General features: G+C 56.4%; 27 protein-coding genes and 1 pseudogene. 5 read left to right on the forward strand and 23 right to left on the reverse strand.

Annotated elements, in window-relative coordinates:
* Positions 1-34 precede the first annotated feature (34 nt).
* The 4 genes from HBM95_03095 to HBM95_03110 are packed head-to-tail and all read right to left on the reverse strand — an operon-like array spanning position 35 to position 4,019.
* Positions 35-415 (reverse strand): 5-carboxymethyl-2-hydroxymuconate Delta-isomerase, encoded by a 381-nt coding sequence (locus HBM95_03095; GenBank protein ID NIH41928.1) that lies wholly within the window; start codon positions 413-415, stop codon positions 35-37.
* A 9-nt stretch (positions 416-424) separates the two neighbouring features.
* Positions 425-1,276, reverse strand: coding sequence for a 3,4-dihydroxyphenylacetate 2,3-dioxygenase (gene hpaD / locus HBM95_03100; GenBank protein ID NIH41929.1), 852 nt, complete (start codon positions 1,274-1,276; stop codon positions 425-427).
* A gap of 2 nt (positions 1,277-1,278) precedes the next feature.
* Positions 1,279-2,745, reverse strand: a complete 1,467-nt coding sequence (hpaE, locus tag HBM95_03105; GenBank protein ID NIH41930.1) for a 5-carboxymethyl-2-hydroxymuconate semialdehyde dehydrogenase — start codon at positions 2,743-2,745, stop codon at positions 1,279-1,281.
* Complete coding sequence (locus tag HBM95_03110; GenBank protein ID NIH41931.1) at positions 2,742-4,019, reverse strand: 4-hydroxyphenylacetate degradation bifunctional isomerase/decarboxylase; 1,278 nt, start codon at positions 4,017-4,019, stop codon at positions 2,742-2,744. Before HBM95_03110 ends, hpaE begins: the two co-directional genes overlap by 4 nt.
* Positions 4,020-4,290: 271 nt before the next feature.
* Between HBM95_03110 and hpaR the strand changes: the two genes are divergently transcribed.
* On the forward strand, positions 4,291-4,731 hold the full coding sequence (gene hpaR, locus HBM95_03115; GenBank protein ID NIH41932.1) for a homoprotocatechuate degradation operon regulator HpaR: 441 nt from the start codon (positions 4,291-4,293) through the stop codon (positions 4,729-4,731).
* A gap of 83 nt (positions 4,732-4,814) precedes the next feature.
* Positions 4,815-6,479, forward strand: a complete 1,665-nt coding sequence (tsr, locus tag HBM95_03120; GenBank protein ID NIH41933.1) for a methyl-accepting chemotaxis protein — start codon at positions 4,815-4,817, stop codon at positions 6,477-6,479.
* A 90-nt stretch (positions 6,480-6,569) separates the two neighbouring features.
* On the opposite strand, the gene HBM95_03125 is transcribed toward tsr, so the two are convergent.
* The 18 genes from HBM95_03125 to HBM95_03210 form a co-directional block, all read right to left on the reverse strand.
* On the reverse strand, positions 6,570-7,076 hold the full coding sequence (locus HBM95_03125) for a GNAT family N-acetyltransferase (GenBank protein NIH41934.1): 507 nt from the start codon (positions 7,074-7,076) through the stop codon (positions 6,570-6,572).
* A gap of 29 nt (positions 7,077-7,105) precedes the next feature.
* Positions 7,106-7,579: a hypothetical protein gene (locus HBM95_03130; protein NIH41935.1), complete on the reverse strand. Its 474-nt coding sequence runs from the start codon at positions 7,577-7,579 to the stop codon at positions 7,106-7,108.
* Between the two features lies 1 nt (position 7,580).
* Positions 7,581-8,321 carry a winged helix family transcriptional regulator gene (locus tag HBM95_03135; GenBank protein ID NIH41936.1) on the reverse strand — a complete coding sequence of 247 codons (741 nt, stop codon included), beginning with the start codon at positions 8,319-8,321 and terminating at the stop codon, positions 7,581-7,583.
* 128 nt (positions 8,322-8,449) lie between these two features.
* Positions 8,450-9,406, reverse strand: a complete 957-nt coding sequence (locus HBM95_03140) for a spore coat protein U domain-containing protein (protein ID NIH41937.1) — start codon at positions 9,404-9,406, stop codon at positions 8,450-8,452.
* Complete coding sequence (locus HBM95_03145) at positions 9,397-11,583, reverse strand: fimbrial biogenesis outer membrane usher protein (protein ID NIH41938.1); 2,187 nt, start codon at positions 11,581-11,583, stop codon at positions 9,397-9,399. The genes HBM95_03140 and HBM95_03145 overlap by 10 nt, the downstream gene beginning before the upstream one ends.
* Positions 11,584-11,608: 25 nt before the next feature.
* A complete protein-coding gene (locus HBM95_03150) occupies positions 11,609-12,385 on the reverse strand; it encodes a molecular chaperone (GenBank protein NIH41939.1) in 777 nt (258 codons plus the stop codon).
* Positions 12,386-12,387: 2 nt separating this feature from the next.
* Positions 12,388-12,885: a fimbrial major subunit CsuA/B family protein gene (locus HBM95_03155; GenBank protein NIH41940.1), complete on the reverse strand. Its 498-nt coding sequence runs from the start codon at positions 12,883-12,885 to the stop codon at positions 12,388-12,390.
* A gap of 32 nt (positions 12,886-12,917) precedes the next feature.
* Positions 12,918-13,457: a helix-turn-helix transcriptional regulator gene (locus HBM95_03160; GenBank protein ID NIH41941.1), complete on the reverse strand. Its 540-nt coding sequence runs from the start codon at positions 13,455-13,457 to the stop codon at positions 12,918-12,920.
* Positions 13,454-14,092, reverse strand: a complete 639-nt coding sequence (locus HBM95_03165; protein ID NIH41942.1) for an EAL domain-containing protein — start codon at positions 14,090-14,092, stop codon at positions 13,454-13,456. The genes HBM95_03160 and HBM95_03165 overlap by 4 nt, the downstream gene beginning before the upstream one ends.
* 180 nt (positions 14,093-14,272) lie before the next feature.
* Positions 14,273-16,564 carry a phosphatidylglycerol--membrane-oligosaccharide glycerophosphotransferase gene (gene opgB, locus HBM95_03170; GenBank protein NIH41943.1) on the reverse strand — a complete coding sequence of 764 codons (2,292 nt, stop codon included), beginning with the start codon at positions 16,562-16,564 and terminating at the stop codon, positions 14,273-14,275.
* Between the two features lie 268 nt (positions 16,565-16,832).
* On the reverse strand, positions 16,833-17,315 hold the full coding sequence (locus tag HBM95_03175) for a DUF2501 domain-containing protein (protein ID NIH41944.1): 483 nt from the start codon (positions 17,313-17,315) through the stop codon (positions 16,833-16,835).
* Between the two features lie 84 nt (positions 17,316-17,399).
* Positions 17,400-18,137 (reverse strand): DNA replication protein DnaC, encoded by a 738-nt coding sequence (gene dnaC, locus HBM95_03180; protein NIH41945.1) that lies wholly within the window; start codon positions 18,135-18,137, stop codon positions 17,400-17,402.
* Positions 18,134-18,679, reverse strand: a complete 546-nt coding sequence (gene dnaT / locus HBM95_03185; protein ID NIH41946.1) for a primosomal protein DnaT — start codon at positions 18,677-18,679, stop codon at positions 18,134-18,136. Before dnaT ends, dnaC begins: the two co-directional genes overlap by 4 nt.
* A 135-nt stretch (positions 18,680-18,814) precedes the next feature.
* Positions 18,815-19,243 (reverse strand): organic hydroperoxide resistance protein, encoded by a 429-nt coding sequence (locus tag HBM95_03190; protein NIH41947.1) that lies wholly within the window; start codon positions 19,241-19,243, stop codon positions 18,815-18,817.
* 84 nt (positions 19,244-19,327) lie between these two features.
* Positions 19,328-19,780, reverse strand: a complete 453-nt coding sequence (locus tag HBM95_03195; protein ID NIH41948.1) for a MarR family transcriptional regulator — start codon at positions 19,778-19,780, stop codon at positions 19,328-19,330.
* 41 nt (positions 19,781-19,821) lie between these two features.
* Entirely contained in the window at positions 19,822-20,463 is a 642-nt protein-coding gene (locus HBM95_03200; GenBank protein NIH41949.1) for a TetR family transcriptional regulator, read from the reverse strand.
* Between the two features lie 67 nt (positions 20,464-20,530).
* Positions 20,531-21,004 (reverse strand): threonine/serine exporter, encoded by a 474-nt coding sequence (locus HBM95_03205; protein NIH41950.1) that lies wholly within the window; start codon positions 21,002-21,004, stop codon positions 20,531-20,533.
* On the reverse strand, positions 20,995-21,771 hold the full coding sequence (locus HBM95_03210; GenBank protein NIH41951.1) for a threonine/serine exporter ThrE family protein: 777 nt from the start codon (positions 21,769-21,771) through the stop codon (positions 20,995-20,997). The genes HBM95_03205 and HBM95_03210 overlap by 10 nt, the downstream gene beginning before the upstream one ends.
* A 411-nt stretch (positions 21,772-22,182) precedes the next feature.
* On the opposite strand from HBM95_03210, the gene HBM95_03215 reads away from it, so the two are divergent.
* Positions 22,183-22,920: a response regulator transcription factor gene (locus HBM95_03215; protein NIH41952.1), complete on the forward strand. Its 738-nt coding sequence runs from the start codon at positions 22,183-22,185 to the stop codon at positions 22,918-22,920.
* Positions 22,917-23,552, forward strand: a pseudogene (gene bglJ / locus HBM95_03220) (DNA-binding transcriptional activator BglJ). Before HBM95_03215 ends, bglJ begins: the two are co-directional and overlap by 4 nt.
* A 38-nt stretch (positions 23,553-23,590) precedes the next feature.
* On the opposite strand, the gene HBM95_03225 reads toward bglJ, so the two are convergent.
* Positions 23,591-24,049 carry a YbaK/EbsC family protein gene (locus tag HBM95_03225; GenBank protein NIH41953.1) on the reverse strand — a complete coding sequence of 153 codons (459 nt, stop codon included), beginning with the start codon at positions 24,047-24,049 and terminating at the stop codon, positions 23,591-23,593.
* Positions 24,050-24,377: 328 nt separating this feature from the next.
* On the opposite strand from HBM95_03225, the gene HBM95_03230 reads away from it, so the two are divergent.
* Entirely contained in the window at positions 24,378-25,724 is a 1,347-nt protein-coding gene (locus HBM95_03230) for a PTS sugar transporter subunit IIC (GenBank protein NIH41954.1), read from the forward strand.
* Positions 25,725-25,804: the final 80 nt, after the last annotated feature.

A 25,804-nucleotide genomic window follows, 5' to 3' on the forward strand; every position in this document is an offset into this window, starting at 1 on the left:
CCCCGTGGGAGAGGGACGGGGTGAGGGGACGGTTTTACTTAAACAACGCGTGCACGTTGTTCTGTTTGTAATTGAGCGTCGGGTGCAGCTCGTCGAGCTCAAACGACAGCGCCAGATAGCGGCTCGCCATCAGATCTGCAAAATGCGTTTTGATCAGTGCAAACAGCATCTCCCCCACGGCTTCCCGGCTCTCCAGACTGCGCCCGGCGCCGATTTTCAGCGTCATATGCACAAAGGCGTAATCGTGCTTGCCGTCGGCCATCTGCCAGGTATCCAGCCAGTGGGCGCGACTGCGGATACCGCCGATGGGGAAGATGCCCGTGGCGGCGAGTGCCTCGTTCACTTTGGCGAACAGCCCCGGCAGGTCGGCCTGCTCGCGGATGTTGTCGGTACATTCGGCAATAAAGTGCGGCATGGTGGCTCCTTACGCGGGCAGCGGGAAAACGGCGTTAACCTGGCCGGTGCCGGAGCTGGCGAACAGCTCGGTGAGGAACTCCACCCTGCCGTCGTATTTGTCCCAGCCGAGCATCCCCAGCAGCATCACCGTGTCGTGCATGTTGCCCTCGCCGTAGCAGTAGTCGGCGTACTCCGGCAGCATGCTGCAAAACTCTTTGAACTGGCCTTCGCGCCACAGCTTCACCACGCGCTCGTCCATCTGGCGGTCGAACTCGCGGGTGTAGCTGTTCATTCCCTCTTCCGCGCGCTGGTCGTCGATAAAGCGGTGTGACAGCGAGCCGCTGGCGAGCACCGCCACGGTGCCGTCGTATTTCTCGATGGCGCTGACGATGGCCTCGCCCAGCCGGCGGCTGTCGGCGAAGTCGTGAACCGTGCAGAACGCCGAGATGGAGACCACTTTGAAGTGCTTATCCGCGTTCATGTAGCGCATCGGCACCAGCGTGCCGTACTCCAGCTTGAGGCTCGGGATGTTGTGCGCTTTGGCGCGCACGCCCAGCTTCACCGCCTCGTCGGCAATCAGCTGGCCGAGCGCCGGGTTGCCGTCGTAGTCGTAGGTCATGTCGCGGATAAAGTGCGGCAGCTCGTTGCTGGTGTAGACGCCCGAGAAATGGTCCGCACAGTTAATGTGGTACGCGCTGTTCACCAGCCAGTGGGTGTCGAACACGATGATGGTGTCCACGCCCAGCTCGCGGCAGCGCTTGCTGATTTCTTTATGTCCGTCGATGGCCGACTGTCGGCAGCCGTGGTTTTTGCCCGGCAGCTCGGAGAGGTACATCGACGGCACATGGGTGATTTTTGCCGCTAACGCCAGTTTACCCATGATCAGATCCCCCATTTTGGAATCGGGTGGTCGCCCATCGAGATGCAGACGTTCTTCATCTCGGCGAACACTTCGAAGCTGTACTCGCCGCCCTCGCGGCCGGTGCCGGATGCCTTCACGCCGCCAAACGGCTGGCGCAGGTCGCGCACGTTTTGGGTGTTGACGAAAACCATCCCCGCTTCGATGCTGCGCGCCAGGCGCAGCACTTTGCTGACGTCCTGGGTCCAGATGTATGACGCCAGGCCGTACTCCACGTCGTTCGCCAGGCGCAGGCCCTCCGCTTCGTCCTTAAACGGCAGCAGGCAGGCCACCGGCCCGAAGATTTCCTCCTGCGCCACGCGCATGCGGTTGTCGACGTCCGCCAGCACCGTCGGGCGCAGGAAGTTGCCGCCTTTCAGGTGCGCGGGCAGATCGGTCGGTTTGTCCGGGCCGCCCGCCAGCAGGGTTGCACCCTCTTCAATGCCGAGGCGGATGTAGCCGGAGACTTTCTCCCAGTGCTGCTGGCTGATGAGCGCGCCAATCTGGGTATTCGGATCGTTTGGATCCCCAACGCGCAGGCGGTTGGCGCGCTCGGCAAAGCGCTTGACGAACTCCGGGTAGATGCTCTGCTGAATGAAGATGCGCGAGCCCGCGGTGCAGCGCTCGCCGTTGATCGAGAAGATGGTGAACAGGGCGGCGTCCAGCGCGCGCTCGATGTCGGCATCTTCAAAAATCAGCACCGGGGATTTGCCGCCCAGCTCCATGGAGTATTTCTTCAGCCCGGCGTTTTTCATGATGTTACGCCCGGTGGCGGTGCCGCCGGTGAAGGAGACGGCGCGCACGTCGTGGTGGCGCACCAGCGCGTCGCCTGCCGTTGCGCCGTAGCCCTGCACTACGTTCAGCACGCCCGCCGGAATGCCCGCCTCCAGCGCCAGCTCGCCCAGACGGTCGGCGGTTAGCGGGGAGAGTTCAGACATCTTCAGCACCGCGGTGTTTCCGAGTGCCAGGCACGGCGCAACCTTCCAGGTGGCGGTCATAAACGGCACGTTCCACGGCGACACCAGCGCGCAGACGCCCACCGGCTGCACCAGGGTGTAGTTGAGCATCTTGTCGTCAACCGGGTAGGTTTTGCCGTTCATCTGCTGGCACACCTCGGCGAAGAACTCGAAGTTGTGCGAGGCGCGCGGAATGAGCACGTTTTTGGTCTGGTGGATCGGCAGGCCGGTGTCGGCTGTTTCCATCGCGGCGATCTCAGGCACGTTTTGGTCGATCAGATCCCCCAGGCGACGCATCAGGCGCGCGCGCTCCTTCATCGGCAGGTTAGCCCACTTCGGGAATGCCTCTTTGGCGGCGGCGACGGCCTGGTGAATTTCAGCTTCTCCGCCGGAGGCGACTTCTGCTAATACCTCGCCGGAGGCCGGGTTGGTGGTGTGGAAGTACTCGCTTCCGGCGACGTTTTTACCGTTGATCCAGTGGTTAATCTTTTTCATTTTGCAGTCTCCTCGCTGACAATCCGGTTTACCAGGCGGCCTACGCCTTCCACTTCCACCACCACTTCATCCCCCGGCACCACGTCTGACAGCCCTTTTGGCGTGCCGGTGGCAATCATGTCGCCCGGCTGCAGGGTCATAAAATCGCTCAGGTACGCGATCAGGAACGGGATGCTGAAAATGAGATCGGCGGTGGTCCCTTCCTGACGCAGCTCGCCGTTGACGAAGGTGCGAAGACGAAGGTTGTGCGGGTCGGGGATGGCCGCTTTCGGCATGATGTTCGGGCTAATGGGCGTAAGCCCGTCGCGGCTTTTGACCCGCAGGTTCGGGCGGTAGTAGTTTTCCAGGTAGTCGCGGATGGCGTAGTCGTTGCAGACCGTATAGCCCGCAACATACTCCATCGCCTCGGCTTCGCTGACCTTACGCGCGGTTTTACCGATGACCACCACCAGCTCCGCTTCGTAATGCATGTATTCGATATTGTTCGGGCGCACCGAGGTCTGGCCGTCGCCATTAAAGGTGTTTGGCGCTTTGATAAACACCAGCGGCTCGGTGGGGGGCTTGAAGTCCAGCTCGCTGGCGTGGTCGGCATAGTTCAGGCCGAGGGCAAACAGCGTGGCCTGCGGCGGCGTGCTGTGCGCAATAATGACGTTGCGCTCATCCACCACCGGGTTTTCCAGCGGCGGAAACCCTTCCGCCAGAATACGCACGCGATCCCCCGGGCGGATCTCAACGCGGCTTTGCGGGGTGCCGAGCAATATTGCATCGCCGGGGTTAAGGGTAGCGAACTCGCTCAGGGCGCTCAGCAGTTCGGCGGCGTTGCGCTGAAGATCGGCCGTGTTCCAGTGGTCCGCTTCGCGGCCGTTGATCTCGGTGATGATGGTCAGGTTGTCGACGTTATCAACGGCGACAGGTTCGCCGAGCGGGCAAAATCCGTCCCGGCATTTGGCCTTGATGGCCGGGCGGTAGAAGCTCTCCTCCGGCAGGCTCACCTCGTTGGCCAGCGCATACCCCGCGATGTATTCCGCGGCCTCCTCCACGCGCACCCTGCTGGCGGTTTTACCCACCACCAGTGCCACCGTCGCGCCGCTCAGCACCGTTTCCCCCTGTGGGAAGGGGATCGGTTCGCCCGCGCGAATCACGGTGTTATGCGGTTTGATAAACCACACCGGCGTTTTCGGCGGCGTGTTGTAGGGGGCTTTTTCAAATGCCTCACGCCAGGCTTCACGCTGGCTGTGATGGTTCAGCGCGACGGCAAAAACGGTACCTTTCATTCACATACTCCTTACCCCGACGGCCCGGGTTATGATTTCATTAATATATTAATGATCTGGTTTTATGCTTTTGCTGTTCATTTCGCAATCAGAAGTGAAGAATTTGTGATATGAATAACAATAAATTTACATATTGATTTTTATGTCTATTAAAATCATATGGTTAAATAAATTGACTGGTTTCTGTTAGACTTTTTGACGGAAAACGTGTTGTTTATAAAAACATCTTTTATGGATTGTTTACTTGTTAATGATGCAAAGGGGAGAGGCTATGCATGATTCATTAACCATCGCGCTATTGCAGGCGCGGGAAGCGGCGATGTCCTACTTCCGACCGATTGTGAAGCGCCATAACCTCACCGAGCAGCAGTGGCGCATCGTGCGCGTGCTGGCTGAGCATCCGTCGATGGATTTTCACGACCTGGCGTTTCGCACCTGCATTTTGCGCCCGAGCCTGACCGGCATTCTGACGCGCATGGAGCGCGACGGCCTGGTGCTGCGCCTGAAGCCGGTGAACGACCAGCGCAAGCTGTACGTGTCGCTGACCAAAGAGGGCAATGCGCTGTACGAGCACGCCCAGGCGCAGGTGGAAGAGGCGTATCAGCAGATTGAGGCGGAATACACGCCGGAGAAGATGAAGCAGCTGACGGCGCTGCTGGAAGAGTTTATTGAACTCGGAAACCGCCATAACGCAGCGCGGGAAGAAGAGTAAAAACCACAAATTCCAGGATGATTTTCGTAAAGTTTTCCCTTTCCAGGCCGAAAATTCTGTATCTGTCTGAGGAAAGAGAAAACATGTTAAACCGTATCAAGATTGTCACCAGCTTAATGCTGGTTTTAGCTATATTTGGCCTGTTACAACTCACATCCGGTGGTCTTTTCTTTAATGCTCTGAAGAATGACAAAGAGAATTTCACCGTCCTGCAAACCATTCGTCAGCAACAATCCACCCTGAACGGGAGTTGGGTTGCGCTGCTGCAAACCCGTAATACCCTTAACCGCGCGGGCATCCGCTACATGATGGATCAGAGCAATATCGGCAGCGGCGCGACCGTTAACGATCTGATGCAAATTGCGTCTGCCTCGCTGAAACAGGCGGAAAAAAACTGGGCTGACTATGAAGCCCTGCCGCGCGACCCGCGTCAAAGCGACGCCGCTGCGCTGGAGATTAAGCGTAACTACGATATCTACCACGGTGCGCTGGCAGAGCTGATTCAGCTGCTGGGGGCAGGTAAAATCAACGCCTTCTTCGACCAGCCGACCCAGAGCTACCAGGATGGTTTTGAGAAGCAGTACGTGAGCTACCTGCAGCAGAACGACAAGCTGTACCAGATGGCGGTTGAAGACAGCAACAGCTCCTTCAGCCAGGCGATCTGGGTGTTGATAAGCGTGCTGGTTGCCGTGTTGGTGGTGATCGTGGCTGTCTGGCTGGGTATCAAGCAGGCGCTGATCTCTCCGCTGACGCGTCTGATCGACAATATTCGCCATATCGCCAGCGGCGATCTGGTGAAGCGCATTGACGTGGAAGGGTCCAACGAGATGGGTGAACTGGCTGACTCGCTGCGTCATATGCAGAGTGAGCTGGTGCGTACCGTGGGCGACGTGCGTAACGGCGCGAATGCGATCTACAGCGGCGCGAGCGAAATCGCGATGGGCAATAACGATCTCTCTTCCCGTACTGAACAGCAGGCCGCTTCCCTGGAAGAGACCGCTGCCAGCATGGAGCAGCTGACGGCGACCGTTAAGCAGAACGCCGAGAACGCCCGTCAGGCGAGCCATCTGGCGCTGAGCGCGTCTGAAACCGCGCAGAAAGGCGGTAAAGTGGTGGACAACGTGGTGCAAACCATGCGAGACATTGCCGGCAGTTCACAGAAGATTGCCGACATTATCAGCGTGATCGACGGCATTGCCTTCCAGACCAACATCCTGGCACTGAACGCGGCGGTAGAAGCGGCGCGTGCGGGCGAGCAGGGCCGTGGTTTTGCGGTGGTGGCAGGGGAAGTGCGTAACCTGGCCCAGCGCAGCGCCCAGGCAGCTCGTGAAATTAAGAGCCTGATTGAAGACTCTGTGGGCCGCGTGGAAGTGGGCTCAACGCTGGTAGAAAGCGCCGGTGAAACCATGGGTGAGATCGTGAACGCGGTGACCCGCGTGACCGACATCATGGGCGAGATTGCGTCTGCCTCTGACGAGCAGAGCCGCGGTATCGACCAGGTGGGTCTGGCGGTAGCAGAGATGGACCGCGTGACGCAGCAGAACGCCTCGCTGGTGGAAGAGTCTGCCGCAGCAGCGGCGGCGCTGGAAGAGCAGGCGAGCCGCCTGACGCAGGCCGTGGCGGTGTTCCGCATTCAGCAGGAGCAGATGAAGGCGCGCGAGTTTGCTTCCGCGAAAAGCGTTGCCGCGCCGGTGATATCGCGTAAGGCCGCGACGGCGGACGCGGGCGATAACTGGGAAACGTTCTAATCCTGCGCGTTGTGCCGGGTGGCGGCTGCGCCCTGCCCGGCCTACGGAAAGGTGTTGTAGGCCCGGTAAGCGAAGCGCCACCGGGCGATATCAAAGCGGCAGACGCATGGCGCAGCGGGAGTTATACGCTAAGCCGTGCGCTGCTTCTTCTTCACGTTTTTCACGCAGTTCAGGCGTGAGTTCAGTGACGTATTCAAACCCCAGCTTTGCATAGAAGGGCGCATTCCACGGAACGTCCCGGAACGTCGTCAGCGTCAGCGATGTCAGCCCCACTTTGCGGGCATGGTCAGCCGCACGGGCGATGAGCTGCCGACCAATTCCTTTTCCCTGCCAGGCCAGATCAACCGAGAGCTCCACAATAAACAGTGACGAAGGGTGTGCCTCTGCAAGGAGAAACCCCACGGGACGCTCGTTCGCCAGCGCCAGCCAGCTTAGCCCCCGTTCGGCATAGCCGAGGTGCTGTTCAGCGGAAATGACCTCACCCTCGGCAAGCCAGGCGAGATCCGGGTCGTCACGAAAACGTTCGCCCGCCGCGCGTTCAAGGGCGGGCAGGGCGGCAACGTCGTCGCTGGTGGTGGGGCGAATGTAAATGTTCATGGCGGGAAGTATAGCCTGACCTTCCGACATTATTCCGAGCAGACCAGCACCGGCGAGTAAAAGTTGCTAATCACCAGCGCATCATGCGGCGTGCGCTCTATCGTCAGGAGCCTTTTTTTCCCCAGCGTCAGGCCTGCCACGTATTTTTCAAATACGCCGGGCGGCATCGCATCGTGGCTAAAACGCTCCACTTTTTGAATGATGATTTCATAGAGTTCCCCCTCCACGTGCCGCCACTTAAACATCTCCTGCCGCGACACTTCCCAATTTTGCGGGGCGTTCTCGACGTTGCCGTTTAGGGTGATGTACCCGGTTTTGTCGGGGTGGAACCGCATGATGATCTCCCCATCAAACGTGAAATCGTGATTGTCGCGTCTGTCGGAGAAGGTCAGGTTACCGTCGCAGGCCACCGACAGCGGGGGCGTGTAGAAGTACCACGCCAGCGCGGCGCCGATGAGCATCAGGTTAAAGATCAGAATGAGCCAAATTTTTATCTGTCGCATATCACCACTCGTAATAGTAAAGCGTACGGCAGGCGCTCGCTTTATCCCGCGTGAGGGAACACTGGGAAAGCACCAGCCGTCCTTCGTGGCCGTAAAAAAGCGTTCTCTGGATGTGCATATAGAAAATGGAATTTTTCAGACACGGGAGATGGCCGTCCTGCTGAAGGGTTTGCGCCAGGGCAATCGCCTTCTCGTGAAACACATCCGCCAGCGGCGTAAAGGTGTAGACCGGACAGGAGCCGATATGGGTCAGCAGATGGATTTCCCTCTGCGGGTTTACTGGTTTGATCGCCGTTATCCAGAGGCACAGCGTCACGATCGCCAGAGTAAGCGCGCCGCAGAACAGCCGTTCCGGTCGAGCGCGCCATGCCGGTTTCGCCATTTTGGCGGCCGGGGGCGCCTCCTCCTGGGGCGTTACCGTGACGTCGGCGCTGAGCATAAAGCCCGTCTTAGGGACCGTGACGATAAACAGCGCGTCGGGAAGCAGGCTTGCCAGCATTTTGCGCAAAATACTGATGTACTGGTTTAACGAGTTGTTCGATCCCTGGAGCCCTCGCCGATCCCAGACCTCATGGAGAAAGGTGTCCCGTTCAATCACGTTGCCATGATGCTGGACCAGCAGCTTCAGGATGGTATTGGCCGTGCAGGTGAGGATCTGCGCATCCTCATCCGGCGCATTGATAAGAGAAACAGAACCGTCCTCGTCGTTGTAGACGATGGCGTCAGCAAGCAGGTATTTCATAAGTTGTTGTAAAACAGACAGAGATAATGAAAAAAAAGAGAAGGTGTTTACATCTTCTAAGCAGAGCTGCTGGCTATTTTAACGCCATTGTTACCGATAACATTGATCCAGACGGTTTTTTGAGTGGTTTAATAAGTCAGCGTAATTATCACGTCGTCAATAAATTCCCCCGTACCGCTCAGAGGCTGGGCCGGGACTTCTCCGTAAACGGTGAAGCTTTGGGTGCCGCCTGCGGGATGGGTGACGACCAGCGCATCCCCGCTGCGCGAATCGCCCCAGCGTTGCGTGGCAGCGGCATCCTGCCAGAGCGCATAGCGCAGGCACTGGCCTTCGTCGTTGCAAAGCTGCCGCTGATTGCCGCTGGCATGGTTGCCGTTGCCCATGGCAAGGGTAAACGCCGTGCCGGCCGGACATCGCGTGGTGAGTGTTGCCGTGGAACGCGTCGGGCGCAGCGTGGCGGTGCTGCTCAGCGTGCCGAAGTTAAGCGGGGTGACGCGTTCTATGTAGCACCCCTGGCTGATTTCGGCCTGCGCGCTGGTGCCGCCCTGCACCTGCTCGCCCTCCGCGGAGCCGTCCGAGCAATTTTGCAGCGCATCCTGACGGGTGGCGCTGTGCCAGGCGATGCGCAGATTCATGTTGTAGTTGTAATAGTGGTACGCCGGCAGTTGGTTTTGCCCCGGCGGGAGGGTGGCGATAAGCGGAAAGCTACCGCTGATGCTGGTATTGCTTTGTGCAGTCAGGGTCTGCTGAATGAGATCCCCGCCGCTGGCGGGGCCCAGCTCCTGAGAGCGCGCGACGCCGTTAAGCAGGCGGAAGAGCAGGGTGTACTGTTTCCCCTCCTGGTCCCCGTTCGAGAGCATCTGAAAGGGTGGAGCATCAATGCTGCTCAGGCAGACGTTGATATATTCCATCGTGCCGTTATTGTCGGCCTGACAGCTAAATTTAACCTCGGTGTTGGTCGAGGCGGCATTTCCCGCCACGACGCTGCCAAAGTTGATGGCGGCGGGTGAGGTTATCCAGCACGCTGCCGCCATCGCCTTCATGGACAGCACGAGCAGCAGCAATAACGGTGTTTTTAATGACACAGTTGTTCTCCAATATTCTGTATTGATGACGCGGTGCGCGGGGCCGGAAGCGTGACCCGACACTCCCCCTCGCCGGTTTTCACCACCAGTTCACCCGGCAGGGGCGGATCTTCAAGCCAGATAAAACCGTCGCGTCCGACGATGGTCGCGCCGCGTGGCGTTGAAACGATGCTGCCCAGCGGGAGCGGCTTGTGGCGGCTGTCGACCAGCCGGGCCTGAACCGTCACGGCGTGATGGACATTAAAATCGACCTTTACCGCGCTGCCGTTGCCCGGTCTGGCATCCATGTCGGTGACGGGGGCCATAACATCGGCAGGGAGATCCAGCGGATTGATGCTGACCTTGCTGCTGTGGTATTGCGGCAGGTCGGTCAGCAGCAGATAGCCGTTTTCATCGGTTTCGCCTGCAGGGCGGTTTTCCAGCATTACCGGCACGTGTCCAACGCCGTGGGTGGAGACCAGCGCCAGACCCTGTTGGCTGTAGCGCAGGGCATGAAGGCTGCCATCCAGCAGCGTCAGGCTGCCTTCGGCTGAGGCGTACTGGTTGCCCAGCCTGGCGCCTTGCTCCAGCCCGACGTGCCACTCGCCTGCATGACCCAGATAGCCCACGTCCGCATAGATATCCCGGCGCTCACCAACGCTTTGTCCCAGCTGCCATGACCAGCCGCCGAGTCGATCGTCCGGCTGGTGGCGATAATCCATGCGTGACGTCTCGCGGCTGGTCTGAACGGAGAGAGTATCCGCACGGCCTAACGGGACCGAGAGCATAAGCTGAACGTTACTCGACGCATCCGTAAACGAACGGGTATAGCTCAGCGTGGTGGAGAGATGGGCCGGCAGCGAGACGGACCAGGAGGCGTTGAGGTAGCGCTGTTTGTTGCCCTGAATGTTTTGCTGTACCCAGCCTGCGCCTACGGTACCAAAATGAGGAACAGAGTGGCTTAGCCAGACGCTATCGCTGCGTCTGACCGGCAGGGCGCCGATCGTGCGGGCGTTATCGGCAAAGTCGGCATCGGTACGGACGGTGCTGGCAGAGAAGCCCGTCCCGCTGCCGTTCCATTGCCAGCCAAGGCCCCACTGTTTTCCCTGGCCATAGGGGCTGTCGCTCAGGGCAACATGTTGGCTAACAATCCCGATGTCGGGCGAGATCAGCCAGTCGACGCCTGTCCCGACATTGCGCAGTTTGCTCTGCTGTTCCGTGTGCAGCGCCAGCGTCAGCCGGTTACTTACCCCATAGCGCCAGCCCGCGTCGAGCACGAGATCGGGGGCATAGTCATTCGATCGCAGGGCGTAGTTTTGCCGCATCCAGCCGATATCCAGCGAGCCGCTGCTGAGCCCTTCCGCCAGCATCCCCGGCGCGCCGTAGAGATCGAGCTGTACGGTGCGACGCTGACCGTTGATGTCGGTAATGACCACCTGCGCCTGTCCGCTTCCGGTGAAGGAGGGCAGGGTATCCAGCAGAAAATCCCCCGGTGTCACGTGCTCGCTGCTCTGCTTAAGCCCGTCGATGTAAAGATCGACCGTTGAAGGCAGGACGGCAGTGTCGCTGTAGCGGCTGCGCGGTTCGGTGTTGAGCTGCGGATTAAGCTCAAAATTCCGCGCCCAGTGCAGGCCGCCAAAACGTACCTGCCGGCTCCAGCGGGTGCCCGTGGTGATGTTGTCGCCCAGCGCCAGGCTGGTCAGCGAGTCTGCGTTGTCCCACTGCCAGCGGGTTTCAAGACGCGTGTGGCTGGGCCGCCCAGCGCTGTTTTCCTCCCCCGCATGGCTTGAAAAGCTGCTGCTGAAGGTGCCGGGAAGCGCCCCGGATGCGGTCAACGAGGTCTGCGCGTTAAGCTGGCGGTTCCCCTGGGAGTCGCTGGCATAAAGGGCATACCCGAGCGTAAACGCGCTGATGGGCTGCGCCTCGGGATAGCGATACTGCGCGGTCGGCCTCTCGATAGTCAGGTGCTGCTGGCCGTCGAGCGCCTCTGCGTCGGCGGTAAGGGAGACCTGCTGAGCGTGTAAGTCGAGACTGACCTTCAGGCCAGGCAGGGACGTCAGTTCAACCCATTCGCTGTGGTCATCCGGGGCGCGAAGCCCCAGCTTTTTGAGGTCGCCGCGGTCAATCCACAGCGCCTCACCCACGACCCGGCAGGCCCACAGCTCCCCTCGAGGAGCGTGATTCACCGTGATGGCCAGCCATTGTACGGTGTCGGCGGCGGGTTCAACCCGGGCTGACAGCGTGAGCGGTAGCCAAAGCAGGAGCGCGAGTAGCGAGCGGGCGCAGGGGGATCTGGCTGGCATGGTGTTCATCATTGAGATAGGCGCGCAGTGCGCTGAGCGTGTGGTGTGAAGCCTGCTTAAGTGTCACAAGCGCGGTCTGTCCCGGTAGCACATAGCCCGCCAGCCCTTTCACCGATCCCACAACCTGCCCGCTGGCCGTCAGGGCCTGCAGGTGGCTCAGGCGAATATGGCTGTTCCCGGCGTTATAGCAGCGGATCGTTCCCGGGGGCTCCGCCTGTTCGCAGCTCAGGGCATCTCGGCTGACGGGCATATTCTGGTTTCCGGCAATAAAGACGGGAATCGAGTAGCGCAGCAGAAAGTGCACCGCGTTGGGGTTGGCCGCACGGGACGTTTCATCCGGCAGCTCATCAATGACCAGGCGGTAACTTTGCTCCTGTTCACGGATGCCGGGCTCCATAACGATGATGCGCACCAGCTGCTGCTGGCCCGGGGCCAGAGAGGTCATCGCCGGGCTACTGACCACCTCGTCGGTGGCCGTTAACACATCTTTGCCGTTTTGCTGGGTCCATTCGTAAACCCGTATCTGAGCATGGATGGCCGCTTTGCCGCTGTTCGTGAGGTAAACCGCGGATGCTCTTTGACCGCTCTGGAGATCGAGCGTCACGGGGGCCACCTGAAGTGTGGCGGCCAGCGCGTAGCGCGACAGCAGCGTCAGCATCAGGAGCCACAGAATGAAGCAGGGAAGACAGCGCCGCATGATCAATACACCAGATTTAAGGTGACATCGTCGCTGTAGGCGCCCGCCTGCGCGGTCGTCAGCGCCCCTGCGTCAATAACGCCATACAGCGTCTCTTCCTGCGTCATGCCGTTGCCGGTATCGGTAAGCCCATCGGTGCTGGTGATTTGCGTCTGTTTGCTCTCATCGGCAAAAAGTTTCCACGCTATCTTCTGTGCGCCCGTTTCACCGTTTTCCGGCTTCAGCCAGAAGGTGCCGTTTTCGCTGCTATCATTGCTGGTGGCGGAGAGCGTGAACGGCGTACCGTTGGTACAAACAATATCGACCTGCGTTTTGGCCTGAATTTCGCTTGATTCATCCGACCCGTGGCGTGAGAAATTGAGGTCGTTGGCTTTGAGGGTGCAGGATTTTACCACCTCAAGTGAAACGTGCATCGTCGCGCTTGCGGTGCTGTCTGCGGCGATCGCAGCGGCAGGAAGCAGGAGAGCGGAACAACATACAGCAGTGGAGATAATTTTCATGATCTTATTTCCTGACGTGAATAACAGTGCAATTACAGAGAAGTGGCCAGAGCGTCCAGCAGGCAGAGTTTTCGATGGAATTCTGCCAGGTTCTGACAGCAAAATTTGTTCATCGCGTTACGCTTGTGGGTGTAGATCGTTTTCGGTGACTTATTAAGGATTTGTGCGATACGCACCGGGCTGAAGCCTTTTTGAAGCAGCATGCAAACCCGCATTTCCTGGTACGTGAGCGTGGCGGTATTTTCTAAAGAGAAGGTCATGTCGCTAAAGCAGTGGCTTAGTTGGGCAAGGGACACATTTCCCGGGACCACTCTGATCCGCTCATTGCCTGGCAGGGCGTTAATGTCGTTGACCCTGGCCGTATCCGTAAATAACAGCCAGCTCTGCCCGGCGTGCGTGCTGAGCAGCTCCTGCAAACGCAGAAGCCCTTCTGGAGTAACGTTGTTGATCCAGTACGCCTCAGGACGGGGGGACACGGCCGTCGATACTATCGAATGGAGGCCGAGCCACAAAAACGCATTGCTGCTCAGAACGATGACCTGATAGCCGGCATTCGGGATGAAAGGCGTCATTTCATGCCCCACAGATAACCCTGGCCGTAGTCGGCCACGCTGGCGCGGGCCAGCGCGAAATCACCCGCGGTTTCGATGCCTTCTATCAGTACCTTACTGGCGACACGCTTGTACTGGCGGGTAAGGTGCAGGAACTTAGCCTGCTCGGTACGTCCGATCCAGAAGGTATGTTTGTCAATTTTGACGCCGCAGAAGCGGATCTGGCTGGCAAGCAGCTCGGGAAGAATGTCTTCGCAGACGTCGTCGGCCCACACTTCAACGCCCCATTGATGGAGCATCGCGATACCTGTTCGTAGGGACCGGCTTTGCATATCGTCGAGTTGTACCATCGTATGGAGATCGGTAACTTCGATAGCCAGCCTCTCCGGGCAGGAGGTTTCTTCTTTCAGCCTGTCGAGGAAGTCCGGTTCCAGCAGCAAATCCGATGTCGCATTGAGGTAATACTTGTCGCCTTCTTCGCAAGACAGGGTATGGCGAAGCTGCGCAAAGAAGTGTTCTTTACGCTGCGCAGAGGGCATTGAGCTAAAGTAGTCTTCAAGATTGACGTGGGGTTTTGCCGTGGACAATACCTCCCAGGCAATGACATTTTCACTGCGCAATGCCCGGATGGACTCGAACTTATAGCCGGTTAGCATGATAAAAGTGTGTACCGCTCCGTAGTGATTTCAGGAGCTGTACATTCTATGGTGGTGGCTTTTGGCGGGATATTTATAAATAAAATTGACTCATATAAAGAGTTTTTATCTGATTTATAAACTTTATATAGAATTATTTATTTTCATAACCGCCCGGCGGAATGCCGGGCGGGGCATGCGTTAGCCTTGCTTGCTGACAATTTTGATTTCGACCATGCCAATCCCGAGCTGGCGGGGTGAGTGGCCGAGAATATTCCCTTCATTGGTGGACTGCGGATCTGGCGGCACAATGACTAAAGTATTGCTGCGCGATGGATTGGTGAAATGCAGCGTGTGAGTGCTTACGTCGTTACCAAGCGTCAGCGTCTGCTCTTCATCGCCCACGCGCACCGGCACGGGCTTATTCGCGTTGGGCCCGTAAGCTCTGGCTGTGATCACCAGGTCGAACTGTTCCGGCAGCGGATGGGTGTACTCAATTTTCACCTCGTTGCCCAGTTGCGCGTTCGACCAGCGTCCCCAGGACTCCGGACGGGAGATGCCGCTAAACTGCTTCACTTCTTCAGGCGCGCCGGCCACGTTAAAGATGAAGCTGTCCGCTTTATAACGAATGTCGTTGTCGACGATTTTAAGCATGTCGATGTTGTGCTGATAGCGAGCCGTATCAATCACCGTATCTTTAAAGGCGGTTTTGCCTTTCCACTGGGCTTTGTCAACATGCTGCACGTTTTGTTCCCCGCCAAGCTGCCCCTGAGAGACGCACCAGTCGGTAGAAAGCGCCAGCGGCTGTGACCAGAGCTGGCCCATTTTGTAACACCGGTCGATCCAGACGAAGTTATCGCGAGGGGCGAAATCGGCCAGCTGGAAACGCAGCGGCGCGGAGTACTCACTTTCCGGCAGCGGTTCAACGCGGCTATCCGACACGCGTACCAGCAGCGGCAGACGGAAATTGCTGCCGGAGAAGGCGACGGTGTTTTTATCCCGATCGATGGTGAAGTCTTTCATCTCTTTCGGGAAGTTCCACAGGCGGATGATGTCGGGCTTCCAGGCGAGAATTTTCTCCTTCATGTTGAGGAAGACCTCCGACAGGGATTGTCCGGACAGCGTGCTGCGTCCAAGGCCAATAAAGTTGTCGCCGCCCAGAATGTCCAGCACCGTCGCGCCGTTATCCATGGAGTTGCGCTTGGTGGCGATCGTCTCCTGCTGCGGCTTGTCGCCGCGCAGGACGAAGAACAGATTGCTGCGGTCCTGCTTGTTGAGCTGATCCCACGCGCTGTTTTTCATCGCCAGATGATCGGACGAGACGACGATGACGGTGTTTTTAAACCAGGGCGAGGTTTTGATTTTCTCGACCAGCGCGGCGATGTGCTCCTGGCTACAGGTCACGGCGCTGAAAGACTTATTGTTTTTGCCATCCACGTCATAGCTTTTGCGCTTACAGGTGCGCGAGACGAACCCGTCCGGATGGTGGGTATCCACCGTCAGCGCAAAGAGAGAAAAACGCTTCCCGGCGCGGGACAGTTCCTCAAATTTCTTCCAGGTTTCGTCCAGCACCGTATCGTCATAGAAGCCCCAGTCGTTGCGGTAGGTCGGATCGGCAACCGTCGTTTTTAACTCTTCCGAGCCATACAGGTGGTCAAAACCGTGGGATTTCAGAAACACATCTTTTCCGGCAAAGCGCAGGTTTGCTCCCTGCATAAAGTAGTTTTCATAGCCGGAGTTTTTCAGAATATCGCCCAGGCAAATATTCTGCGGGAAGAACGTCGACATTGAAGCGGAGGCGTTGCCTTCAAAAGGCGCGAAGAGCGGGATACCGCACTGGGAAGCCACCATTCCGGCGATAGTGTAATCCGTGCCGGGCAGCTGCATGGTGTGGCTGAAGTCGAGACCTTCATTTTTCAGCGCGCCCAGGTCCGGCGTCAGGTTAGGGAACGCGTCGTTATCAAAGTAGGTACGCTCCAGGCTTTCACCGTAGATGTAGACCAGATTGAGCTTCGGGTTGGCGATCGTTTTTGACGGCTCTTTGTAATAAGCCACGAAGTCCGGATCGCCGTCACGCGACTGGGATTTCACAAGCTCGGTAATTTGATGAAACGCCGGGCTGGCATCAACGGAGGCCAGCGCCAGGAACAGCGCCAGCAGGCTGTAGCCATGATGGTGAGGGAGATGGCGACGGCGGCGCAGCACCCAGGCGAGCGCGCCGAAAATCGTCACCAGCGCCACGATCAGCCCCAGCCCCGGAAGGATGTACTTACCCACCCCCGCGCCCGTCAGGCTGTTCGTCAGGGTGTAGAGCACAGCATCGTTAATGCCGTCGCCGGTGAAGTAATCGCTGGCGTATAAGGTAATGTTTAAAATGATAAAAATGCCGAGCACCACCAGCGTGGCGATAAACCACCAGGTGTTACGGCCGGCTTTCCAGGCATAAACGCCGACGGAGGCCAGGAAAAGGATAAGAGAGATAAATTCTGACAACAGCATATCCTCATGACGCCAGGTGCTTCGCTGGCTAACTGTTTATTTTTGGTAAGACAATGTAATGGCGATGTCGTTTAGCTGCAATTTTAGTGTCACGAAAGTGTGCTGTTGTTAGGATTTGGTTTATAAAATCGTTTTTATGAAGGCGGTCGCATCCTGACAAACGGACGCTGAGACGGTGACAGGTAGGAAAAACGCTCGTTTAACGCCGCGATGCAAGCCTATCGCATTAAACGCGGCGTGTTGTGGCAGAAAATGGGGCGGGTCAGGAGATGAAATTAACGCCTTGTTTCAGCACCAGATCGCAGGCTTTGGTTTTCACCTGTTTTGCCAGAGAGGAGTTGCCGAGGGTGCTCAGGTTAAGCTGCTGGCCGTTTTGCGCGTTAAGAAGGCCCTGAATGCCGTCCATATAGCTTGTATCTGCTTTCTGTTCCTGCGTATCGAGACCCAGTTTACCCAGCACCTGGTTTTTCACGTTTTGCGCGTCGGTCACGGACGCCAGCTTCTGCTTTGCGCAATATTCCAGAATCCCCGCCGCGTTGTTCATCGTGCCCGCGCTCAGGCTCTGGGAGCTGTTGCTCAGCAGGCTGGTGAGAGAAGAGGCCGAGAGCCCGCCCTGGGCGCTGCTGCCCTCTTTGGTCAGCTCATTTGCTGCGCTTGACAGGGAATCCTGCCAGGAAGCCGCTTGCGCTGCGCCGGTAACCAGCAGAGCGCCTAAAAAGGTGCTGATAAGAATCTGTTTTTTCATAATGGCTTTCTCAAAAAGGTCCGTTTTGGGCCGGAAGGGGTTCCAGTATATACCTGCGCCCTGCTGGTGATTCCTGGAACTGTCTTAATACTCTTTGCCGGTGACGCGGCTGCGGTAACTGTCCCAGTCGAAGATGACATACAAACTGTTGCCCAGCTTCATGCGGTCCATGACGCGTTCACCCAGTAAACGGGTCATCTCGTCAATGTTGTGGTTCGTCAACATGCCGGTGGGGCGTTTGGAGGAGGAGCGGCGATCGACAATCTGGTTAATGATGACCTTTTCATAACGGGATTCCGTCTGAACGCCTATCTCGTCGATGACCAGGAGATCCACATTGCTCAGATCGTTAAGCAGCTGTTCTTCGCTGGTTTCACGGTTGCTGAAGGTGTCTTTCATGGCGGACATAATATCGGCCACGGTGATGATGAGGACCGATTTACCGCGCAGAAGCAGCTCGTTGCAGATGGCGGCTGCGAGGTGGTTTTTTCCGGTCCCGGGTTTGCCGCTAAAAATGAAGCTCGCGATATTGCCGTCGAATTCATCCACGTACTGACGTGCGGCGGCAAGCGCGTTCATCTGCCCGGTGGTCTCAATTTTATAGTTATCAAACGAGCAGTTCTGATGCAGGGGACGAATACCGGAGCGGTTAAAGGTGCGCTGCATTTTCATCGCCCGGTTTTCGCGGGCGAGCGCGGCGGCACGAATTTCACCTTGCTCCTTTTGCCACGCCAGCAGCTCTTCACCCGTGGTGAAAGCGGGCTTCACGTTGGCAGGCATCATTTTTTGCAGACGTTTCATCAGGTCGCCGACGTTCTTCATTTCGCACCTCGGAATCCGCTTGGGATCTGTTTATCCGGTTCTGAAAACGCGTTGATATCGCGCTTTGGCTGGCCATTGTTGCTGGCGCGGGTTATTTGAAGATGACGCGCGAGCTTTTGCTGCCACTGGATGTGGGTGAACACTTTGCCTTCCGCCTGCCACCACGCGGTAAACGCGGCGAGCTCTTCCGCGGTGGCGGGTTGGGTTAACGCAATGCCCCACAGTGCAGCCTGCCGCTGAAAATCCGCGTCAGGCTGCCACCCCGCGTACAGGGCAAATTTACCCATCGGAACGGCCAGTGGGGCATTAACCGGTTCATCAAAGAACTGGTTATCCAGCGTGACGTCGCTCGCCGGGCGTGACAACCGCGCTTCAATCTCCAGAAGCTGTGCCAGACGTTCCGGCGTGATTGCGTAAAACGCCGGCGCGTTGTCGGCAAAAACCGCAACCGTGCCGCCTTCGGCGTGGGTCAACACACCGCGTGGGTCGCGCATAAAGGCATCAATGCCAGCAATGCTGGTGGTCAGAATTCTGGAGGACATAACGCTTACTCAACTGATTACTACGGGCGTGATATGGGCTTATGGTAGCACAGAGAGGGGGAAGGAAAGGAGGGGGAAGTGCAGGCTGGTGCCCTCATCCTGGCCCTCTCCCGGCGGGAGAGGGAACAGAACCGATTACGCGATGATATTCAGCGTGACGTCAATATTGCCGCGGGTCGCGTTAGAGTAAGGGCAAACAATGTGCGCCGCATCGACCAGTTTTTTAGCTTCAGCAGGATCCATACCTTCTACGTGGATATTCAGTTTTGCTTCGATACCAAAACCGGTTGGCAGCGGGCCGATACCCACTTCGCCTTCGATAAACGCATCTTTTGGCAGGGTAAATTTGTCGCGAGCCGCCACAAACTTCATCGCGCCCAGGAAGCAGGCAGAGTAACCCGCGGCAAACAGCTGCTCAGGGTTCGTGACTTCTCCCCCCATGCCGCCCATCTCTTTTGGTACGCCCAGTTTGACATCCAGTACGCCATCGGAAGAGGTCGCGCGGCCGTCACGGCCCCCGGTTGCTTTTGCTTTGGCGGTATAAACAACTTTTTCTAAAGACATGGCAGGTTCCTCATCTTACTTTTGTATGTGCTATTTAATAGCGTGCGATATATATGGGTAAACTAAGACGCGTAAAGTATAGCCTCACGCGCGTTGAATCTGTTGTCGCAAAAGTTCCAGCTGTTGCTTGAGCGCCAGCATGGTGTCGGTATCACACTGTGCGGCGCATCCCACCGCATGTGGGATACCCAATGCCTGCTGCTGAAGTTCACGTCCGGCTTCAGTCAGCGTGACGGCGACCTGACGTTCATCTTTACGCGAGCGGTGGCGGTTGATGAGCCCTGCGCTTTCCAGACGCTTCAGGAGCGGCGTCAACGTTGCGGAGTCAAGGAACAACCGTTCACCGATGTCCGACACCGTCACGTCATCCTGCTCCCACAGCACCAGCATCACCAGATATTGCGGGTAAGTCAGGTTCAGCGGTGCCAGCAGTTGCCGGTACAGCTTATTAAGCGCCAGATTTGCCGAATAGAGGGCAAAACAGAGCTGGTTGTCCAGCAGGAGCGCAGCGGTCGTGTCGTTCGTTTTTGCGTTCATGAAATGAATATAGATTGTGTGCGATTTAATTGCAAGCAATATTAGGGGCAGGTATAACGCAGCGCCACCTGAACGGCCATTTTACGGTAGTGCTGGCGCTGGGCCTGTTCGTCTGCACCCTCTTCAAACAGCAGGGTGAAGGTGTAGCTGTTGGCAACGTAGTGAAAGCTGAAGCTGCTGATCAGACGGTGAAGATCGCGGGCGTCAACCGTCTGGCTGAATAGCAGCTTTTCTTTGCCCCGGCGCAGGATGCCTTCCAGCAGGTCGAGCGCGCTGCGGTTGACCTGGCGAAGATAGTTTGACTGCTGCATAAAGCGGCCGCGCTGCATGTTTTCCATGCAGATTATGCGGATGTAATCCGGGTGGTCGGCGTGATAGTCAAAAGTGGCTTCAACCAGGTGGACCAGCGCTTCGACAGGGGGCATATCCGCCAGGCTGAGCGCTTTTTCACTGGCGCGAATTTGGGTGTAAACGTATTCCAGGACAAGCAGGTAGAGATTTTCTTTGTTTTTAAAATGGTAAACCACCATGCGTTTGGTGGTACCCGCTTTCTCGGCGATCTGCTCCATGCGGGCACCGTTCAGTCCAAATTCGGCAAACAGCGCGATAGCGCTCTGAAAAATTTTCTCTTTCAGGCTCGATTCTTCACTGTGCTCGGGGTGTTCGCTGCCAGGGTTAGCCACATCCTTTCCTTATTTTTACCAAACGGACCAGAAAGATTATCTCCACGGCAGCGAAATAACACAAATATCAAACGCGCGGGTGCTTGCGGTAGAGCCATAGCCCGGGTATCGACAGCCCGATAGAGAGCGCGCCGACGATGGAGGACGCCTTAAGAAAGTTGCTCAGGAGAAGAATCATCTGCGGCTCGGTGTAGCCAAAATGGCTGATTTTCACCGCGGAAATCATCGCCGTATAGGCAGATATGCCGGGGAACATCGGAATAACGGCGGCGACGGTGAACACTTTCGGATGCGCCAGATACCAGCGCGACCACTGAATACCGATGCTGCCGACCAGCATAGAGGCGATAAACGTCGACCATTCGATGTTAAAGCCCGCCGTCATCATCACCATTCGTGAGCCATGACCGATTGCGCCCAGCAGGGCACACCACGGCAGCGCGCGTTGCGGAACGTTAAATACCATCGCAAAGCCGACGGCAGGAATGGCGGCCAGGAGCATGTCCTGTGCCAGCGCCAGCAGAAAATCTATCACGCCCATCCGCGTAGCCCCCACAGCGTCATTGCCATCACCACGCCGATGCAGGTCGCCAGCGTCAGCAGGCTGGCGATAGCCCAGCGTGCCAGGCCGGTATTGATGTGCCCTTTAAACATGTCGGCGACGGCGTTAATCAGTGGGAAGCCCGGCACCAGCAGAAGCACGCTGGCGGCCATCGCAATCGTTGGGGTCGCGGCAAACTGCGGCAGGCGCAGCAGCAGGCCAGACACCGTGGTGGCAACAAACGCGGTGATGCAGAAATTAATTTGTGGGTGCAGCTGCCGGTGCGTCAGCATCTGGCGCACGTACATGGCGATGCTGCTGGCGAAAAAGGTGACGATCGCGCCGTCCCAGCCGCCTTTATTGAGCTTACAAAAACAGGCGCACGACAGCCCCACCATGAGCACGACCAGCCAGCGTGGATAACGTAATGGCTTGATTTGGTTAAACCGTTTTTCAATCTCCTTGAGATCGAGAAGCTTATGCTCAGCCAGGATGACGATGTGCTGGACCTCAGTTACAACGTGCATATTAATGCCGCGGTCGTGGTTTTTACGGGTGGACGTCAGACACTGCCCGTCTTTAATGGTGGTCAGCACAATGGCGTTGGATGAGATAGCGCTTTCAACGCTGTCCATTCCCAGCGCCAGTCCCAGCCGGGTTGAAAGCTCCTCGACCAGCGCGCTTTCCGCGCCGTGCTGGAGCAGAAAAAGACCGCACTGAATACAAAGCCGCGTGATAGCACGCTGCGTTGACCGATCTGCCTGCATGTCGTGTCCCGAAGAGAAAGTGGATAGTTGCCGATTGGCCCGTAATGCCTACTTTTAGCACAAAGTGCGGTGACCTTTGCTGTGGATCAGATCAAGGTTTATGCAAACAGTTGCGACCCCCGCCACGAAAGGTTTTTTGTATTAATTTATCAATGCGGTGAATTATTAATTTGGAAATATAAGATATTTGTATTTAGTTATTCTAATTTTATATTGTCGTTATTTTAATGACTACGTAATTAAATTTATTTGCGCTTTGTGAGATATTAGCGCTGTTTTAGGCGTTTCTTAAACCAAGAACATATCTCATCTTCTGCTTGTATTAATCCGTTTTACACTCAGGGACGAAAATACTTATACATTGATGCGTTTAAGGTTACTCATCAAATGAAAAATGGACACGGAGGGTCTATGTTGTCACTGCCTGGTAAGCATGGCGTCGTCATTAGCCGAATACCCGTAATGCAAAATGGGCTAGGGGACATAATGGCGCGTCATTTCCCCGATTTTGAATTGACCTACTGCCGCTCACTACAGGAGTTAACCCTGCTTCAGTTGCGCCGCGCAGACGTGATTATCGCCGATGTTTCAGGCGAATACAGGAACCCACGGGGTACGCTCGAAGAGTATTACCGCTTACTGAACCAGTACCGGGAAATCCACTGGATCTTTTTGGTCTCCCGGCCGTTTTACCCTATTGCCGTTGAGCTGCTTATGCGGCCGGAAAGCACGCTGCTTTCTGATATGGAACCTATTGAAGGTGTCGTTAACGCTATCCGGGCAGGGAGTGAACGCGCGGAGCGGATAAGCCAGACGTTATTAACCCCAGAACCTCAGGAAAGTGATGATGATGACGAACACTTTATTGCGCTCACGCACTCTGAACGTAAGGTGCTTCGCCTGTTAGGCAAAGGGTGGGGAATTAACCAAATCGCTACATTGCTTAAAAAGAGCAATAAAACGATCAGTGCGCAGAAAAACAGTGCGATGCGAAGGCTCTCATTGCGGAGTAATGCCGACATGTACGCCTGGATCAACAGTACACAGGGAATGAGAGAGCTGAGTTTAATGTCAGCCTATGGAGAGTTCGAGGAATGGAAAAAACCGATTCAACAAGACATATCGCCATCATCGAAAATTGCGCGATGAGTGCGGTCGGGCTGCAGCATCTTTTTACGCAGTCTGAACTCAGCCAATATCAACTGCACCTGTTTAATGATTTTGATGGCTTTAAGAAAGCACTGCATCACGTGAATTTTTTTTCGCTGATCTATTCGCTTTCCGATGCGCGAGAAGAGCGCCGTAACTGCCTGGCGCATCTGCGGGATCTTGCGTTTACGCATAGCCATATCCAACGCATTATCCTGGTCTCGGATGAAATGGAAGCGCGGTTGATTAGCCATCTTTCGCCTTCACGTCTGCACGGTGTGGTCAGTAAATCGGTGACCCTCGAACACCTGATGAAGTAATTCATGGTGTTGTTGAGCGAAACGCTGCGCATTAATGACAATATGCTTAACCACTGGTACTGCAGTCAGAACCGGATGTTAAGCCCAACGGAAAGAGCGATTTTGCGTTATATGTCATGCGGGTATTCCATCCCCGAAATCGCGGCGCAGCTTGAGCGCAATATCAAGACTATTCGCGCGCATAAGTTTAATGCGATGGTGAAACTGGGGGTGAACTCTGACGTAGGGTTGCTTGACGCAGCGGATATTCTTACCCATCTCCCGGTTAGAGAACCGCGAACTGCGGGGCTAAGCAAACCGACATTTTTGTAACCTGCCTTTTGCGCGCCAGAGACGCTCTGGCGCATCATTCAGATGCACACATCAACCCACTTTGCGGATGTCAGCTCTGCCATTCTGTCTGGAGAAATACGCACGGCACTATGAATTGCGCCAGCGGCGGGGAGCACTTCAGCGTATTGTTTTAAAGAGATATCGCAGTAAACTGCGAGCGGGTTTTCCAGCCCGAACGGGCAGACGCCACCAACGGGATGACCTGTAACGGTAACCACTTCATCGCTGCTGAGCATGCGTGCTTTCGCGCCAAACGTGTCTTTCAGTTTTTTGTTATCCAGACGCGCATCACCCTTCGCCACGACCAGAATCACCTCATTTTTAACCTTCAACGATAAGGTTTTGGCAATTTGTCCCGGCTCTACACGGTGGGCGGCAGCAGCCAGCGCAACGGTAGCCGTACTCTGGCTAAGTTCTATTACCTCTATCTCCGGCGCGTTGTCGGCAAAAAACTGCTGTACGGACTGCAAACTCATTGTTTCCTCCTGACAAATATCCTGCGTAATCTGTCATAAGAATTTATGCTCTGTAAATATCTCTTAAGTAACAAATATCCAGGATGGCTGATTTCTGGATCCTCTTCACAATCACAGAAACCGGTTACAGTAACCGGTTGCAGAGCGTGATGCGTAGATTAATACTGAGTATGTAACGTCCCCTGTATCCAATAATAAGAGCCAATTATGAAACCATTTCGTCTGAGCAGTACCGCTGGTACGCAAGCCAGCAAGGTTGTGAAGCTGATTTATGGAACAACGTGCGGCGCGAGTGCGCCCGTAATAAACGTCTGACAGGAGATCAACCATGTCTGCCAACCATGCTGCGTTTAATCTGATATTCCGTTTCGTTGAAAATTACGTGAGCCCGATTGCCGGGCGTATCTCGTCCCAGCGTCATGTCATGGCTATCCGTGATGGGTTTATCTCCGCGATGCCGTTCATGATTGTAGGTTCATTTTTATTAGTGTTTGCTTACCCGCCGTTTTCGCCTGATACCACCTGGGGTTTTGCGCGCGCCTGGCTGGATATGGCAAAGCAGTTTGAAGGCCAGATCCTGACGCCGTTTGATATGACGATGGGCATCATGTCCATTTATATCTGCGCGGCCATCGCCTATAACCTTGGCAAACATTATGTCAAAACGCACCAGCTGGACCCGTTCATGTGCGCGATGCTGTCTCTGATGGCGTTTCTGCTGGTTGCAGCCCCTAAAACTAAAGGCACGCTTCCCGTCGACAGCCTGGGTGGAACGGGTATTTTTACCGCCATTCTGGTGGCGATTTACTGCGTTGAGATGATGCGTTTCCTGAAAGCGCATAACATCGGTATTCGCCTGCCAGACCAGGTGCCGCCGATGATCAAAAACTCCTTTGACCTGCTGATCCCGGTGCTGGTGGTGGTGTTAACGCTTTATCCGCTAAGCCTGTTGATTCAGTCTCAGTTTGACATGCTGATTCCGCAGGCAATTATGTCCATCTTCAAGCCCCTGGTTTCCGCGGCGGACTCACTGCCCGCAATCCTACTGGCGGTGTTGATTGGGCATCTGCTGTGGTTCGCCGGGATCCACGGGGCGGCTATCGTCTCCGGGATGCTGCAGATGTTCTGGCTGACTAACCTCGGGGCTAACCAGACCGCTCTGGCCGCCGGTCATCCCCTGCCACATATTTTTATGGAAGCCTTCTGGACGTTCTTTATCGTGATTGGGGGGTCGGGTGCGACGATGGGGCTGGTGATTTGCTATCTGCGCAGTCGCTCAGCGCATTTACGCTCTATCGGCCGATTGAGCGTGGTGCCCAGCTTCTTTAACATCAACGAACCAGTTATCTTCGGTACGCCGATCGTGATGAACCCGGTGTTCTTTATTCCGTTCCTGCTGGCCCCGATGGTTAACGCCGTGCTGGCCTGGGCGGCAATGACGTTTGATCTGATTGGCCGTGTTATTTCCGTAGTACCCTGGACGGCACCGGCGCCGATAGGCGCAGCATGGGCGCTGGGCTGGGATTTCCGTGCCGCTATTCTGGTGGTCGTTCTGGCCTGCGTATCGGCAATCATCTACTTCCCGTTCTTTAAAGTGTACGAGAAACAGCTGCTGGAGCAGGAAGCGGAAGAAGCGCAGCGTAATGCGGAAGAGGACAACCAGCAGGTGGCCTAGGTAAAAGCAAAACGGCAACTTTCAGGTTGCCGTTTTTAGTGTTTGTTCCATCAGCCCCGTGGGAGAGGGGCAGGGTGAGG

Source organism: Enterobacter asburiae (assembly GCA_011754535.1).
In the GTDB taxonomy this organism is placed as follows: domain Bacteria; phylum Pseudomonadota; class Gammaproteobacteria; order Enterobacterales; family Enterobacteriaceae; genus Enterobacter; species Enterobacter cloacae_N.